Origin of the sequence: Streptomyces malaysiensis subsp. samsunensis (assembly GCF_024519315.1) — a bacterium.
Classification (GTDB): Bacteria; Actinomycetota; Actinomycetes; order Streptomycetales; family Streptomycetaceae; genus Streptomyces; species Streptomyces malaysiensis.
Genome location: NZ_JANIIC010000032.1, coordinates 1 through 14,561, shown reverse-complemented (window position 1 = coordinate 14,561; position 14,561 = coordinate 1). Strand labels below are relative to the sequence as shown.

Sequence of the window (14,561 nt, the reverse complement as noted above, 5' to 3'; positions counted from 1 at the left end):
ACGTACCAAGGAATTCCCGCAGCGGAAGAGCCGCACGGGGAATCACAAGAACGGGCCGAAATGGAATGCGAAATCGAAGACGCCATGCAGTGAATCCGCTGCGGGACGCAGGTGATGAAATGGGTGACGCCATATGGGCGTGAGATCCCGAACGTCGATGGGCGCGGCCTGGGAGGGCGTGCCCCCTGGAGAAGAGCTGGAAGCGGTTCTGGCCCACAGGAGGCATCACTGAGGGAAATGCCCGTAGCTGGGGCCCGCGCCCCGAGGGATGCGGGCCCCAGCTACGAAGTGCGCGTCAGCGTCAGACGGGAACAATGTTCTCGGCCGTCGGGCCCTTCTGGCCCGGGGCGATGTCGAAGGTGACCTTCTGCCCTTCGAGCAACTCGCGGAAGCCCTGGGCGGCGATGTTCGAGAAGTGGGCGAACACGTCAGGACCTCCACCGTCCTGCTCGATGAAGCCGAAGCCCTTGGCCGCGTTGAACCATTTCACAGTGCCAGACGCCATGTCATATCTCCTTGTGGGGCAGTACGCCGGCACCCGCAATCCACGGACACCGGGTCGCCGTGATGATGCCCCGCCCGGAGAACAACCGGAAATACAAAACGCTTCCCGCAGCTAAATGCTGGCGCGAGCGTTGAAGTTTTTGGGAACCACAACTGCAACTGAGATCGACAGTAGCATGCGGTAGTGGCCCGCGTACGGCCGATGGAGCGAATTCGTTCGCTGCGATAAACACACTGTCCGCGCGACATATTTAACCCTCGTCTCGCGGCAATAGATATTGCCCCACATGCGACACAGTGTTCCAGCAAGAGCGGTCGTCACATACGGCTCGGCGAGCGCGACTACTGCGGCAGTACCCTCGTCCGCCCGACGGCGGCCCATGAGCGCGTCCCGACGCGTTCATGGCCGCTCGCGCATGCCCTGGACCCCGCCACCATCGTCTGACGGCCGTTGGCCATCGTTCGTGGCGTACCAGTCGGGAGGGCAGCCCGCCCGGGGCCCGGCCCGCAGTATGCTCCGCGCGCAGGCGGGACCGGACCACCTCAGCCTGCGGTCGTCGGGTTCTCTGAGGCGGCGGCGCGGCGGTACTCGGCGTTGATGCGCTGGGCTTCTTCGAGCTGGTCTTCGAGGATGACGATGCGGCAGGCGGCCTCGATGGGGGTGCCCTGGTCGACGAGCTCCCGGGCGCGGGCGGCGATGCGCAGCTGGTAGCGGGAGTAGCGGCGGTGGCCACCCTCGGAACGCAGCGGGGTGATGAGGCGGGCTTCGCCGACGGCGCGGAGAAAGCCCTGCGTGGTGCCGAGCATCTCGGCGGCCCGGCCCATCGTGTAGGCGGGATAGTCGTCGTCGTCGAGACGGTCGAACGATTCGCCTGCTGTCATTTGCACCTCTCTGTGGAACGGGTGGAGGGGCCCGGGTGCCATATGGCACCCGGGCCCCGAAGGAACTGCTACACCATCCGCCGGCCCTGGTACTGCGCCGGCCTTCTGTGTCCGCTGACCCGACCTGGAAGTTGTCGGGGCTGCGGGGATCGCGGTTGCTTGACCGGAGACCACCTCACTATCGATGTCCTGCGGTACCCGGGCTCAAGACTCCGCCCGGGCGATCCTGATGGCGCCTGGCTCCTCCGTTCTTCCCTCTGGGGTCAATCACTTACCTACTACTGTCCTGCGCGTTGCTCGGTGGCCTGTCACAGCACCACTCTTCGGCAGCCAGCCCCGTTGCCCGTCCTGCGTTTGCTCTGGCTTGGAACCCCACTGCCGAACCTCCCGGTGCGCGCGTCCGCAGCCGACGCCTTCACCGAGGTGCTGCTCACTTAACTTCACTGCTGAGTACTGCTACTGCGTGAACTGCGGTACTGCTCCCGGCGGCCCCTGATCACTGCGGGCCACCCGGTCCGGCCGCCAGTCCCGTCGCCGTCCTGCAACAACCCTGGCTTCGAAACTCCACCGCCGCACCGTCCTGCGTACTGCAACTGCGGATATTGCTGCCCGGCAGTTCGTGTCTGCCGGGCCCTACTGTCTCTCTGGTTACGAGAGAAACCATAGCCACACCACCACCCAATGTCTACTCCAGCCAGGATAGATTTTCGTGACCCAGGTGGAGAGATAGTCGGCACCGGCCACGGGACGGGTGCCCGGCGGTCCCGCTACAGCCAGGCTCACCCACTCCGACCAGGCCGGTTGCGCCAGCCTCGTTGCCGCGAACACCACAGCTGCCCCGTCTGGCCCTGCGGATGACCGCTCAGGACGATGCGAGCCACCCCGCGGGTGGCCCCCGACCGGCGATGACGCCGGCCAGGGGCCACCCGGAGCGTGAGCGTGTGCGTCAGCCGTCGTTCTCCGCCGACGGGATGTAGGCGCCCGGCACGTCCTGAGGAGCGTAGATCTTCTTCTCACCCGGGTACGGCTTCGCCCAGTTGTGCGTCTGGTACCACGTGAGGTGGTTCATCTGGGCGGGGGGAGCGTAGTCCGGAACCGCGTTGGGACCGGTCAGCCGCTGCTTCGACTTCCACTGGTCCCATTCGGCGGCGACGTTCTTCATGTCCGCCGGCACCGAGGACGACGGCACGGCCGCCGCCTTCAGGCTCTGCGCCGCGGGGGTGTCCAGACCACAGGAGGGCGCGGTCTTCACACCGTCGGTCAGCGAGGTCCGGTTGGGCAGCGCCTTGAACGGCGTGAAGTCCGGGTTCCGGGTGAACGCCGAGGCCATCGGGGTGGCCGCGGTGTCCTTCTGGTTCATCGGCTGGATCCCGAGGATCTGCTCGATGGTTCGCGCCATGTTGATCTGCGAGTAGTAGTGGCTGTCCACCGCGCCGTGCTTGGCCCAGGGGCTGATGATCTGGACCGGGGCACGGTGGCCGTCGACGTGGTCGAGACCCGCCTGGGAGTCGTCCTCGACGACGAAGATCGCCGAGTCCTTCCAGTACTTGCTGTGCGAGATCTCGTCGACGATCTGGCCCACGGCGAGGTCGTTGTCCGCGACCTGGGAGGCGGGGCTCACCGGGCCACCGGTATGGTCGCTGGAGAGCCAGAACATGTTCAGGTTCGCCGGACCGTTCTTCCGGAAGTCCTTCTTCCAGATCTGTGCCCGGTAGACGTCGGGGACGCTGGTGTCGAACTTCGGGAAGCCGTGCACCGACACATCGTTGAGCGACGGGATCGGCGACGTCGAGTTCAGCGGGTAGGCGGTGTCCTGACCGGTCGCCGCCATGTTCTTGGTGTCGCAGTACAGGTTCTGCCAGCTGGCACCCGACGGCTTGGTCAGGAACTGCTGGAACTCACCGAAGTTCCGGACGGACTTGCGGGCCGCCTGCGCACCGGTCCAGATGAAGCCGGTCTTCTGGTGGCCGAGGGCGTCGTCCTCGGTGTCGTAGCTGCGGGTGTACTCACCGGCCGAGGACTCGGTGTACTCCGGGTTGTCGGCCTGCATCAGCCAGTTGTGACCCTCGGCGGAGTTGGTGCCGATGTCGTATGTGTTGTCGTACAGGCCGAACTGGTTGGCCAGAGCGTGCTGGTTCGGCGTGACGTTCTCGCCGAACTCGGTCAGCGACGGGTCGCCGTTGCCCTTCGGAATGTCACCGAAGACCTGGTCATAGGTCCGGTTCTCCTTGACGAGCAGGAAGACGTGCTTGATCGTCGAGGGGTCGCCGAGCTTGACCGGGACCGGCACCGGCTTGGCCGGGGCGCCGTCGGTCTTCTTGAGGGACTCGCCGTTCCAGCCGTTCTGCTTGAAGACCTTGCCGGTGTAGGACCTGATCACGCTGTCGTCGGGCAGCGTGAACTTCTGCACGCTCGACGTCGTGTCGTGGGTGCCGCGGCCGCCGGTGGCCTTGCGGCGGGCGTCGACGCCACGGGTGTTGGAGACGTACACCTGGTTGCCCGAGGTGGTGATCTCCGAGGGGAAGTAGTCCGTGGGCAGCAGGCCGACGTAAGAGACCGGCTCCTGCGCGGAGGTGAACTTGTAGACGGCGACGGCGTTGGCGCGGCCGAGGGTCACCAGCAGGTGGCCGTCGTCGGTGAGGGTCACCGCGTCGGGCTCGTAGCCCACCCGGGCCTTGGCCCACGGCTGGGTGGAGATGGTCTGGACGACCTTGTCCTTCGCCGTGTCGATGACCGACACATTGTTGTCGGCGGTGTTGGTGACGAACACCACGCCGTTCTTGGCGTACACGGCGGTCGGGTGCAGACCGACCTCGATGCTGGAGACCGCAGCGTCCTGGTTCGCCAGGTCGATGACGCTGACCGTGCCGCTGGTGGTGGCGGCGGTCTTCTGGTCGGCGAGTACCTGCGTACCGTAGGAGTTGATCGTGGGCTCGCCGGGCTTGGCCGGGCGGCCGCCCTCGTTGCTGACGTAGAGCTTGTCGCCGACGACGGCCATGTCGCGCGGGGCGTTGCCCACGGCCCAGCTCCGCTTGATGGTCCCGGTGGCCGCGTCGATCGAGACGACCCGGTTCTGGCCGTTGACCGCGGAGTACACGGTCTTGCCGTCGGCCGAGAACACGGCCTCGCCCACCAGGGCGCGCTTGGAGCCGTCCGCCGGGATGGCGACGGTCCGCGGGCTGGAGACGCCGCCGTCCGCGTTCACGGTGAACACGGTGTAGCCGTCCGGCTGGCCCAGCCACAGCTGCTTGCCGTCGGGCGAGTACGTCGGGCCTTCCTGGCCCACGTTGTTGCTGCTGATGCGGGGGTTCGACGACGCGGCGCTGCTGACGAGCTGCTGCGTCTTCCAGTTCTTCAGGTCCACGATGGCCAGGGCCGCGCCACCGTCGGTGACCGAGGCGGCCATGTGCGTGCCGTCCGGGCTGACCGAGGACGACATGATCTTGCCCTGGTTGATGACCAGACGGTCGCCGTACGGGGCGATGTACTGGTTGCTGGAGACGACCTGGCCGTTCTCGGTGACCTGACCGACCTGGTCCGTGCCGAACTGGTGGGTCTGCGCGAGCGCCGTACCGGCGGCCACGAGGGCGACAGCGGTGGTGCCCGCCGTCAACAGCGGTATCCGGCCGCCGATGCGTCTGCTGATGAGGCTGATCCGGGCTTCCTCGACGAGTTTGCGGCGGCGAGTGACCTGCATTGAGGGTTATCCCTTCGGGGTGGTGTCGAGCAGTTCGACGTTGCCGTCGAACTGCCACAGCGGGTTCGGCGCGTCCCCATCGGGGGTCCGCACCAGGAAGTAGCCGTTCACTTCCTTCGGTCCATCGCCATCGGCCATGAACCGCCCGTCCGGAGTGACGTCGAGTTGGTAGATGGCCTGTCCGGTGGCCTCGACGCCGGGGAGGTGCCAGGTCACGACGCAGCGCCAGTCGTTGCCCGGGCCTTCCGCCGCGACCCTGGTGCTCCCCTTGTTGCACGACGCCGTGGCCTTCAACTGGGCCTCGGTGACGGCGGGCCGGTTGAGCTGGTCGGTCTGCATGCGGTACAGGTGCGCGAACGCGGTGGCGAGCGAGCTCTGGACCTTGTCCTGCTCGATCCCGGAGCCCGTCGCCGAGGTCGTCGCGGCGACGACGGCGAACGACGCGGCGGCCACTCCGACGAGCGGCAGGACTCCGACGGTGATCGCGCGGCGACCCGAACCGTCGTGGGCCAGGCTGGTGAAGTCGCGCCGTACGAAGAGCACATACGCCAGCGCCGTCGCGACCACGGCCCATACGAGGCTGACAACGATGCCGATCAGCAGCGGGCCGAGTTGCCGGGGGCTGGTGAACAGACCGTTCCAGGAGATGAAGGCGTAGCTCGGCAGGGCGACGCGCACGGCCACCGGAAGCGGCAGCATCTGGGCGACCGCCATCGCGAGCGAGAGGAGCACGGGCACCAGCAGCCCCATCGGGGACCGTCCCAGCGTGACCGACCCGAGGAAGCCGAGCGCGGCGAGCGCCAGGGTCGGAGCGAGGACGCAGACCCAGGAGAGCAGGACCGAGACGGCGGCGTCCGACGGGGCCAGGAGATGGCCGTCGAGACCGACCAGCGGCTGGTTGCCGACCACGAGGAGGCCGCCGACGGTGCCGGAGACCGCGAGCCCGGCCACGAGCAGCAGCAGGACGGTGAGACTGGCCACCACCTTCGCCACGAAGATCCGCCGGGGCGAGCGGACCGCGACGAGCAGATGGCGCCAGGTGCCGAGCCGGTCCTCGGAGGCGAACACATCACCGGCCACGACCGAGGTCAGCAGCGGGAGCGCCCAGGTCCCCGCGAAACCGAGCAGCACCAGCGGCCCGGCCCATCCGGAGGCGAGCATCCAGCGCCCGAAGAGGGTGTCGACGGGGAGCGTGCTCTGCTGGCTCACCCCGGCGACGAAGAGGGCGGGAGCGATCCAGCAGGCGAGGACCAGCAGGCGGATCCGCCACTGGGAGACGAGCTTGACGAACTCGAAGCGACAGGCGCGGGTGACGGGGGCGCGACGACCCCCGGTGGCCCGCTCGTGCTCCTGTTCCGGGCGCTGGGTGAGGGTCGCGGTCATCCGGCCGCCTCCTGTCGCTCGGTGAGGGCGAGAAACGCGGCTTCGAGCGGCGACACCACGGGAGTGAGCTCGCGCGGCGCGACGCCCGCCTCCACGAGCCGCACCACGAGTTGGTCGAGGGCGGGCACCAGGGCGCGTACGACCAGCGGTTCGGCGTCCTGCCCTACCCCGGCGTCCTCGACGACCTCGATCCCCGGCGCCTCGTCCGCCAGCCGGCGCGCGGCGCGCGGGTCGGAGGTGAGCAGCCGGTAGTCGAGTTCACGGTTCTCGGTGGCCAGCTTGGACAGCGGGCCGGAGAAGACGACGCGTCCGGCGGCCAGGATGGTCACCTCGGAGCACAGCGCCTCGAGGTCGTCCATGTTGTGGCTGGAGAGCACGACGGCGGTTCCGTCGGCCGCGAGCCGGCCCAGGACACCGTGCACATGCTTCTTGCCCGCCGGGTCGAGGCCGTTGGACGGTTCGTCGAGCACGAGGAGCCGGGGCTTGGTCAGCAGGGCGGCGGCGAGCCCGAGCCGCTGGCGCATGCCGAGGGAGAAGCCGCGGGTACGGTCGTCGGCGACGTCGGTGAGACCGACCTCGGCGAGTACGTCGTCGATCCCCGCCGTGCGCGCGTCGTGGCCGCGGAGTGCGGCCAGCGCGGCGAGGTTCTGCCGTGGGGTGAGCGAGGGGTAGAGGGCGGGGCCGTCCACGAAGCCGGCGACACCGTCGGGGGCGTCGAGTGCCCGCTCGACCGGTGTACCCAGGATCTCCAGGCGACCGCTGTCGGCCACCGCGAGCCCCAGCAGAAGGCCGAGCAACGTCGTTTTCCCGGCGCCGTTCGGTCCGACCAGGCCGTGGAGCTGACCCTGCGTTACATCGAGATCGATGCCGTCCAGGGCGACGACATCACCGAAGCTCTTCGTGACACCGCGAGCCCGGATTGCGCGGAGTTCTTCCATGGGTCCCTTCCTTCAAATGCCTCAAGGACCCTATGGATTGATCATGCCGCTCAATGGAATGGAGAGTTGAATGTACGTAGAACACGAAACGACGTGGCATTCGCGATGTCGCCGCCGAGCGGGAGCTCTCCGTTTCAACCGGCATTCTTTGCCATCATTTGAGCAAAGTTGGATGCTCCCATGAATGAGTTGCAATGGTGAATACCGCGGTGAATGCCAACTGGGCACGGAGCGGAATTGAGCCGACGGCGACGGCCCCCGAATCCCCTTGGTTTCCGCCGGGATTCGGGGGCCGTCGTGTCATGCGGGCGCCGTCCGCTAGATGACGATGCTCAGCAGCGCCGCCACCACGAAACCGGCCACGGACAGCACCGTCTCCAGGACCGTCCAGGACTTCAGCGTGTCGCTCTCGGAGATGCCGAAGTACTTCGCGACCATCCAGAAGCCGCCGTCGTTGACGTGCGAGGCGAAGATCGAGCCCGCCGAGATGGACATGATGACCAGGGCCAGATGGGCCTGGGAGTAATCGCCCTCGGAGAGCATCGGGGTGACGATGCCCGCCGTCGTGACGATCGCGACCGTCGCCGAGCCCTGGGCCACCCGGAGCACCACCGAGATCAGCCAGGCCAGCACGATGACCGGCAGCCCCGCGCTGTCGAAGGCATCGGCCAGGGCCTGGGCGACACCGCTGCCCTTGAGGACCGCGCCGAAGACCCCGCCCGCGCCGACCACCAGAAGGATGTTGCCCACGGGCTTGAGGGAGGCGGTGGAGACGGTCTCCAGGGACTTGCGGGACCAGCCGCGCCGGATGCCCAGCAGGTAGTAGGCGAGCAGCAGGGCGATCGTCAGCGCCACGAAGGGGTGGCCGAAGAACTCGATGACCGAGCGGCCGGTGCTCGGGTCCAGCGCGACGGAGGAGAAGGTCGCACAGAGGATCAGGACCAGCGGGGTGCCGATGATCGCGAGGACCGTGGCCACCGAGACCGGCTGCTCCGCCGGGTTGGTGCCGGCCGGGCGCTGCTGGGCCGCGACCGCCTCCCGGGACTCCTCGGCCGCCTCGACCATGTCCTGCGGTACGGGCACGAAGATGCGGTTGCCGATCCAGGCCGAGTAGCCCCACGCGGCCAGCACCGACGGGATGCCCACGACGATGCCCATCAGGATGACCCAGCCCAGGTCGACATGGAGCAGTCCGGCCGCGGCCACCGGGCCGGGGTGCGGCGGAAGGAAGGCGTGGGTCATGGACAACCCCGCGAGCAGCGGCATCGCGTAGAGCAGGATCGACTTGCTGCTGCGCTTGGCGGCCGCGTAGACGATCGGCGCGAGGACGAAGATGCCGACGTCGAAGAAGACGGGTATGCCGAAGATCAGGCCGGTGAGCCCCATCGCGAGCGGCGCCCGCCGCTCCCCGAAGAGGCCGAGCAGCCGGGCGCTGAGCGCCTCCGCGCCGCCGGAGACCTCCAGGATCGCGCCGAGCATGGTGCCCAGGCCGATGATGATGGCTATGTGGCCGAGGATGCCGCCCATACCGGATTCGATGAGCGAGACGGCGTCCGACTTCTGCACCGTGCCGAAGAGTTCGGTGACCGAGAGACCGGCGGCCAGTCCCACCGCGATGGAGACGCCGAGCAGCGCCACGAAGGGCTGGAGCCGGACCTTGATGATCAGGTAGAGCAGTAGCGCGATACCGAGGGCGGCGACGGTCAGCAGACCGGCGGTGCCGTCGATGAGGGCGAGCAGACCACCGGTGTGCGGTGGTGTCTCGGCAGCGGGAGCGGCCGCGAACATCATGGGGTACTCCGGGATGTGGGTAGGGGGTATCGCCGCACGGCGGGGGGCCGCGCGCTGGGAAAACCTGGGGCAGAACCTGGGTGCGGGTGATCAGGGCTCGAGCTTCCGGCGACGGGGACGGGGACGGGGACGGTGAGGACGAGTCAGGGGTGGAACCCGCGGCTGGCGGGGAAAGCTCCCGCCCGCCGCGGGGGTTCGGGGTCGGCCCGAAGTCTGGGGGTCGGCCCAGAGTCTGGGGGGCAGCCCAGAGTCTGGGGGTCAGCCCAGGACGGCGAGGGCGTCGATCTCGATGAGCAGACCGGCGGGGAGGCCGACGTAGACCGTCGTACGGGCGGCCGGGACCTCCTTGAGGTCGGCGAAGAACTCGTTGTAGATCTCGTTGAGTTCGGCGAAGTGGCCGGTGTCGGTGAGGTGGATCCGCACCATCACCACGTCCTCCCAGCTCGCGCCGCCCTCCTCCAGCACCGACTGCACATTGCGCAGGGTCTGGAGGGTCTGCTCGCGCAGACCCGGCCCGACGGGGGCGGGGGCCTGGCCCAGGACGGCGGGGCCGAAGCCGACCTGACCGGCGACCTGGAGGATGTTCCCCTTCTTCACGCCGTGGGAGAACTTGGCGGGCGGGGCGGTGTGGGTGGCCGGGGTGATCGCGGTCTTCTGGAGCTTCTCGGTCATGAGGAGGTCTCCTCGGCTCTCTTCTCGGGTGTTTCGGCTGTTACTTGGGAGGGTTCTGCGAGGCGTGGGACACCGATGCGGACGCCGGCCCGCCGCCCGAGTATTCCCGGCTGATCTCGTCCGCCGTGCGGCGCACCAGCGGCAGCAGGGAGAGCAGTTCCTCGGCGCTGACCACGACGTTCGGCGCCGACACCGAGCAGGCGGCGACGACCCGGCCGTCCGTTCCCCGGATGGGTGCCCCGACACAGTTGATCGACTCCTCGTGGCCGCCGAAGTCGGTGGCCCAGCCCTGTTCGCGCACGGTCGCCAGCTCCTTGAGGAACGCGGCGGCGTTCGGCGTCGAACGGGCCGTGTACGCGGGGTAGGTGAGCCGCTCGGCCAGCGCCCGCCGCTCGGGCTCGGGCAGATCGGCCAGCAGCAGCTTGGCCACGGCGGCGACCGTGATGGCCACGGGCTTGCCGATCCGCGAGTACATCCGCACCGGGTAGCGGCTCTCCACCTTGTCGATGTAGAGCACCTCGTTCTCCTCGTACACCGCGAGATGGACGGTGTGCCCGCAGCGTTCGTTGAGCGTCACCAGATGGGGGTGGGCGATCTCGCGTACGTCGAGGTTCTCGACCGCCTCCTGCGCGAGCGCGAAGAGGCGGGCGCCGAGGCGGTAGCGCTGGTCCTGCTGGCGGTAGACCATGCCGTGCTCGTGGAGGGTGCGCAGCAGCCGCAGCGCGGTCGACTTGTGCACGCCCAGCCGCGTGGCGACCTGCTCCAGATTGGCCGGCCCCTCCGCCAGCAGCGGCAGGATGCTCAGCGCTCGGTCGACGGTCTGGCTCATGGGTCGGTTACCTCCACCGCTGCGGTCTCGGCCCACTTTTCGGCGGGACTCGGCAGATCTGTCCAGCCGGGGCCGAATCGCAGTGTGCCCCACCGCGTGGCATCGAGTGCCACCAGGTGGTCGGCTCGCTCCCGGGAGGGCGGGGCGCCGAGGTCGCCGGGGACGGTGAGCACGGCGGCGGCCATGAGGTGGCCGTGGCGCAGCCGCTCGGCGACGGGCAGTCCGCGCAGGGTGCCGGAGAGGAAACCGGCGGCGAAGGCGTCGCCCGCGCCGACGGGGGCGACGACATCGACCCGCAGGGCGGGTTCGAAGGTGATGGCGTCGGCGCCGTCCGGCCGGCGGGCGAAGGCGGTGGCCCCGGCGCCGCCCTGCTTGACGACCAGCACCTCGGGTTCGGGCAGCGCCGCCCGGATCGCCTCGGGGCCGCGCACCCCCCAGACCGCCTCGGCCTCGTCCTCGCCGGCGAAGACGAGGTCGCAGCGGCGGGCGAGGCCGAGGAGGACGGCGGCGCCGGGTTCGGCGTGCTGCTCGGCCTCCCCCTTCCGCCAGAGCGAGACCCGGTAGTTGAGGTCGAAGGAGACGAGGGGACGGCCGGGGGCGCGGACGGTGAGCTCGCGCATCAGGGCCCGGCAGTCGCCGGAGAGGGCCGGGGTGATCCCGGTCAGATGGAGCACCCGGCCGGACCAGGCCCGCTCCCGGGGGATGAGCTCGGGGGACATGGCCGCGGCGGCGGATCCGGCCCGGTAGTAGACCACCTCGGCGAGCGGCTCGGCGGTGTCGCCGCCCCCGTCGGCCGTCCCGGAGTTGGCCGTCCCGGAGTTGGCTGTCCCCGAGTTGGCCGTCTCGGAGCCGACGGCCCGCTCCCCCGCCGTACGGAAGTAGATACCGGTGGGGCGGTACGGATCGCGCTGGACGTACGCCGTGTCCACGCCGGTGGCCGCGATCTCCCGTACGAGGTGCTCGCCGAAGCCGTCCGTGCCCACCCGGCTGATCCAGCGTGCGCTGTGCCCGGCCAGGGCCAGGCCACAGGCGACGTTGGACTCGGCGCCGCCGATGCCCCGGGCGAAGGAGGGGACATCCGCCAGCCGGCCCGGACGGGACGGCACGAAGGTCACCATCGACTCGCCGAGACATACGACATCGACGGCGTCGGCGTCGGCGTCGGCGACGCCGTTGGCGGGCTCGACGCTGGAGAGAGGGGACACGGTCGGTCTCGCTCCTCGTGGATGGACGGATGGGGGGTCAGCCACACACCGTTGACCCGGTGCTGGGCGGGATGTTAGACAGCGCTAAGCGTTATACGCAATGAACGTTGCAGAGATTGCAACCGGAATCGTTATGGAGGCGCTCCATGGCCACCGACCACAGCGACCAGGCCGTCGCCGCCCTCGCCCGGGAGCGCGTCGACCACCGCTTCAAGGGGCTGCCGCCGAACGCCGAGGGCCTCACGGTCGGCGAGCTCGCCGCCGAGCGGCGCTCGCTGTTCACCGGCGGCTTCACCACGCCCGTGCTGGCGCTGTCGGCCGAGGCGCTGGAGCACAATCTGGTGGCGATGGAGCGCTACTCCGCCGCCCATGGGCTCGCCTTCGCCCCGCACGGCAAGACCTCCCTGGCCCCCCAGCTCTTCGAGCGCCAGCTCGCCCACGGAGCCTGGGGCATCACCGCGGCCGTCCCCACCCAGGTACGGATCTACCGGGCCTTCGGCATCCAGCGGATCTTCCTCGCCAACGAGGTCGTCGACGCCGCCGCCCTGCGCTGGCTCGCCGCCGAACTCGACGCCGACCCCGACTTCCGCTTCATCGCCTACGTCGACTCGGTGCGCGGTGTGGAGCTGATGGACGCGGCACTGCGGGAGGCGGGCGCGCGGCGGCCGGTCGATGTGGTCGTCGAACTCGGCGGGGGCGAGGGCGCGCGCACCGGGATCCGTACGGAGGCGGAGTGCGCGACGGTCGCCGACGCGGTCGCGGCCACCGGGACCCTGCGGCTGGTCGGCGTGGCGGGCTACGAGGGCGAGGTGCCGAAGCCGGACGGCGAGCGGGTACGGGCGTGGCTGCGCCGGCTCACCGCGCTGGCCGCGGGCTTCGACGCGGCGGGCCGCTTCGAGGGGGTGGACGAGGTGGTCGTCAGCGCGGGCGGCAGCGCATGGTTCGACGCCGTGGCGGACGTCTTCGCGGAACTGCCCACGCTGTCCCGGCCCGTGCTGAAGCTGCTGCGCTCGGGGGCGTACGTCTCCCACGACGACGGCCACTACCGGCATCTCACCCCCTTCAACCGCGTCCCGGAGGAGGGCGAACTCCACCCGGCCTTCCGCCTGTGGGCCCAGGTCGTCTCCCGCCCCGAACCCGGCCAGGCGTTCCTCAACGCGGGCAAGCGGGACGCGGCCTACGACCTCGACATGCCCGAACCCCAGCTCATCCGCTCCGCCCGCGACGCCTCCACCCGCCCCGCCACGGGCCTGGCCATCACGGCCCTCTCCGACCAGCACGCCTGGGTCACCGTCGCCGACGGCACGGACCTGGAAGTCGGCGACTGGGTCGGCCTCGGCCTCTCCCACCCCTGCACCAGCTTCGACAAGTGGCAGCTGATCCCGGTGGCGGAGGCGGACGGCACGGTCACGGACTACATCCGCACGTTCTTCTAGCCCCCCCCCCCGCCCCTTCTTCGGGGCTACGCCCCAAACCCCACCGGGGCTACGCCCCGGACCCCCACTGGGGCTGCGCCCCAAACCCCGCTGGGGCCGCGCCCCGGCCCCCGCTGAGGCTTCGCCCCGGACCCGCCAGCCGAGACCCGAAACCCGGGAGCGGCCCGGCGGAGCCCAAGGGTGGGACAGGGCCCCGAACCCTGCCGGGCGGGGCAGGATCGGCCCGGCAACCCGCCCGGGGCCGCCGGGGGCCAACACCAGACCCCACCAGGGTCGTCAGCCCCATCGGAACCCCGCCCCGAACCCTGCCGGGCCGGGACCCGAAACCCGGAACCAGCCCGGCAACCGCCCAGGGCGCGGCTCCGGGCCCCGGGCCCAGCGTCTTGGTCCCGGCCTGGAGCCCCGGAGCGGCGCCGGGGGTCCCTCGGGCAGGCGCTACGTGCCATAGGCGCTCGGCTCGCGGAAGCCCTTGGAACCTGCGCAAGGCTCGGGCGGGGAGAACGGGCGCCGGGGCCGAGGTTGGGTCCAGACAAGCGCGGGCCACCCGGCTCGCGGGCCGCGAGGCCCGAGGCCGGGCCGGGGGTGCGAAGGGCGTCGGGCCTGACCGGGCCCGGGCCCGAAACCCGGAACCGGCCAGCCGGAGCCCAGGGGCGGGGCAGGGCCCCGAACCCTGCCGGCGGGGCAGGATCGGGTCGACAGCCCGCCCGGGGTCCGTCCAATGCTCCGGCGGGGTCGCCGCCCCGGGCCGGGCCCGACCGTCTCGGTCCCGGTCCGGGGCGGCGCCCGAAAACCCGGGACCGGCCCGGCCACCCACGAGCCGCGGCCCGGGGCGGATTGTCGAGGCGGGCCCCGGCCGGGGCTGCCTCGGGCAGGTGTCGGGCGCGTGCCACTTGTGGCGGCACCTGGTGCGCGGTACACCTCGGGCCCGCGCCGGGCTCGGCGGCGGCGATCCACGTCGTCCGCCTCGTCGAGGCACCCGGGCCGAGGCACGGGCCCATAAGGCCCCGGCCGGGGCAGGGTCCGGCCGGGGCGCAGACCCCCGGCTCACGGGCCGCCAGGCCCGAGGCCGGGCCCGGGCGAGGCAAGGTCCGGGCGAGGCAAGGTCCGGGCGAGGTCCGGGCAGGGGACGCCCGGACCGAGGGCGGGTCGGGTCAGGGCCGCGGGGGCGGGGGGTGGGGAACCCGGGGGGGGTCCCACGGGGGGAGATCGGAAGAGCGTCGTGGA

10 protein-coding genes are annotated in these 14,561 nt (G+C 70.3%); 1 reads left to right on the top strand and 9 read right to left on the bottom strand.

Going from position 1 to position 14,561, the window contains the following annotated elements:
• Positions 1-301: 301 nt before the first annotated feature.
• The 9 genes from NQU54_RS25555 to NQU54_RS25515 all read right to left on the bottom strand — a co-directional run bounded on the left by NQU54_RS25555 (position 302) and on the right by NQU54_RS25515 (position 11,901).
• Positions 302-505: a cold-shock protein gene (locus NQU54_RS25555; protein ID WP_167503006.1), complete on the bottom strand. Its 204-nt coding sequence runs from the start codon at positions 503-505 to the stop codon at positions 302-304.
• 542 nt (positions 506-1,047) lie between these two features.
• Positions 1,048-1,386: a MerR family transcriptional regulator gene (locus tag NQU54_RS25550; protein ID WP_100806344.1), complete on the bottom strand. Its 339-nt coding sequence runs from the start codon at positions 1,384-1,386 to the stop codon at positions 1,048-1,050.
• Between the two features lie 946 nt (positions 1,387-2,332).
• Entirely contained in the window at positions 2,333-5,083 is a 2,751-nt protein-coding gene (locus NQU54_RS25545) for a bifunctional YncE/alkaline phosphatase family protein (protein ID WP_257633162.1), read from the bottom strand.
• Positions 5,084-5,089: 6 nt separating this feature from the next.
• Positions 5,090-6,466 (bottom strand): ABC-2 transporter permease family protein, encoded by a 1,377-nt coding sequence (locus tag NQU54_RS25540; protein ID WP_257633161.1) that lies wholly within the window; start codon positions 6,464-6,466, stop codon positions 5,090-5,092.
• On the bottom strand, positions 6,463-7,404 hold the full coding sequence (locus NQU54_RS25535; protein ID WP_100806347.1) for an ABC transporter ATP-binding protein: 942 nt from the start codon (positions 7,402-7,404) through the stop codon (positions 6,463-6,465). Before NQU54_RS25535 ends, NQU54_RS25540 begins: the two co-directional genes overlap by 4 nt.
• Before the next feature lie 318 nt (positions 7,405-7,722).
• Positions 7,723-9,195, bottom strand: a complete 1,473-nt coding sequence (locus NQU54_RS25530) for a GntP family permease (RefSeq protein WP_257633160.1) — start codon at positions 9,193-9,195, stop codon at positions 7,723-7,725.
• A gap of 258 nt (positions 9,196-9,453) precedes the next feature.
• Positions 9,454-9,867 (bottom strand): RidA family protein, encoded by a 414-nt coding sequence (locus tag NQU54_RS25525; protein WP_257633159.1) that lies wholly within the window; start codon positions 9,865-9,867, stop codon positions 9,454-9,456.
• Between the two features lie 40 nt (positions 9,868-9,907).
• Positions 9,908-10,696, bottom strand: coding sequence for an IclR family transcriptional regulator (locus NQU54_RS25520; protein WP_257633158.1), 789 nt, complete (start codon positions 10,694-10,696; stop codon positions 9,908-9,910).
• Positions 10,693-11,901, bottom strand: a complete 1,209-nt coding sequence (locus tag NQU54_RS25515) for a sugar kinase (RefSeq protein ID WP_372506024.1) — start codon at positions 11,899-11,901, stop codon at positions 10,693-10,695. Before NQU54_RS25515 ends, NQU54_RS25520 begins: the two co-directional genes overlap by 4 nt.
• Before the next feature lie 146 nt (positions 11,902-12,047).
• Here NQU54_RS25515 and NQU54_RS25510 point away from each other — a divergent pair, with 146 nt between their 5' ends.
• Positions 12,048-13,337, top strand: coding sequence for an amino acid deaminase (locus NQU54_RS25510; RefSeq protein WP_257633157.1), 1,290 nt, complete (start codon positions 12,048-12,050; stop codon positions 13,335-13,337).
• Positions 13,338-14,561: the final 1,224 nt, after the last annotated feature.

Coding starts and splice junctions, on each gene's coding strand:
- NQU54_RS25530 (WP_257633160.1), bottom strand. CDS start 9,195: ATGATGTTCGCGGCCGCTCCCGCTGCCGAGACACCACCGCACACCGGT.
- NQU54_RS25545 (WP_257633162.1), bottom strand. CDS start 5,083: ATGCAGGTCACTCGCCGCCGCAAACTCGTCGAGGAAGCCCGGATCAGC.
- NQU54_RS25550 (WP_100806344.1), bottom strand. CDS start 1,386: ATGACAGCAGGCGAATCGTTCGACCGTCTCGACGACGACGACTATCCC.
- NQU54_RS25525 (WP_257633159.1), bottom strand. CDS start 9,867: ATGACCGAGAAGCTCCAGAAGACCGCGATCACCCCGGCCACCCACACC.
- NQU54_RS25555 (WP_167503006.1), bottom strand. CDS start 505: ATGGCGTCTGGCACTGTGAAATGGTTCAACGCGGCCAAGGGCTTCGGC.
- NQU54_RS25535 (WP_100806347.1), bottom strand. CDS start 7,404: ATGGAAGAACTCCGCGCAATCCGGGCTCGCGGTGTCACGAAGAGCTTC.
- NQU54_RS25540 (WP_257633161.1), bottom strand. CDS start 6,466: ATGACCGCGACCCTCACCCAGCGCCCGGAACAGGAGCACGAGCGGGCC.
- NQU54_RS25520 (WP_257633158.1), bottom strand. CDS start 10,696: ATGAGCCAGACCGTCGACCGAGCGCTGAGCATCCTGCCGCTGCTGGCG.
- NQU54_RS25510 (WP_257633157.1), top strand. CDS start 12,048: ATGGCCACCGACCACAGCGACCAGGCCGTCGCCGCCCTCGCCCGGGAG.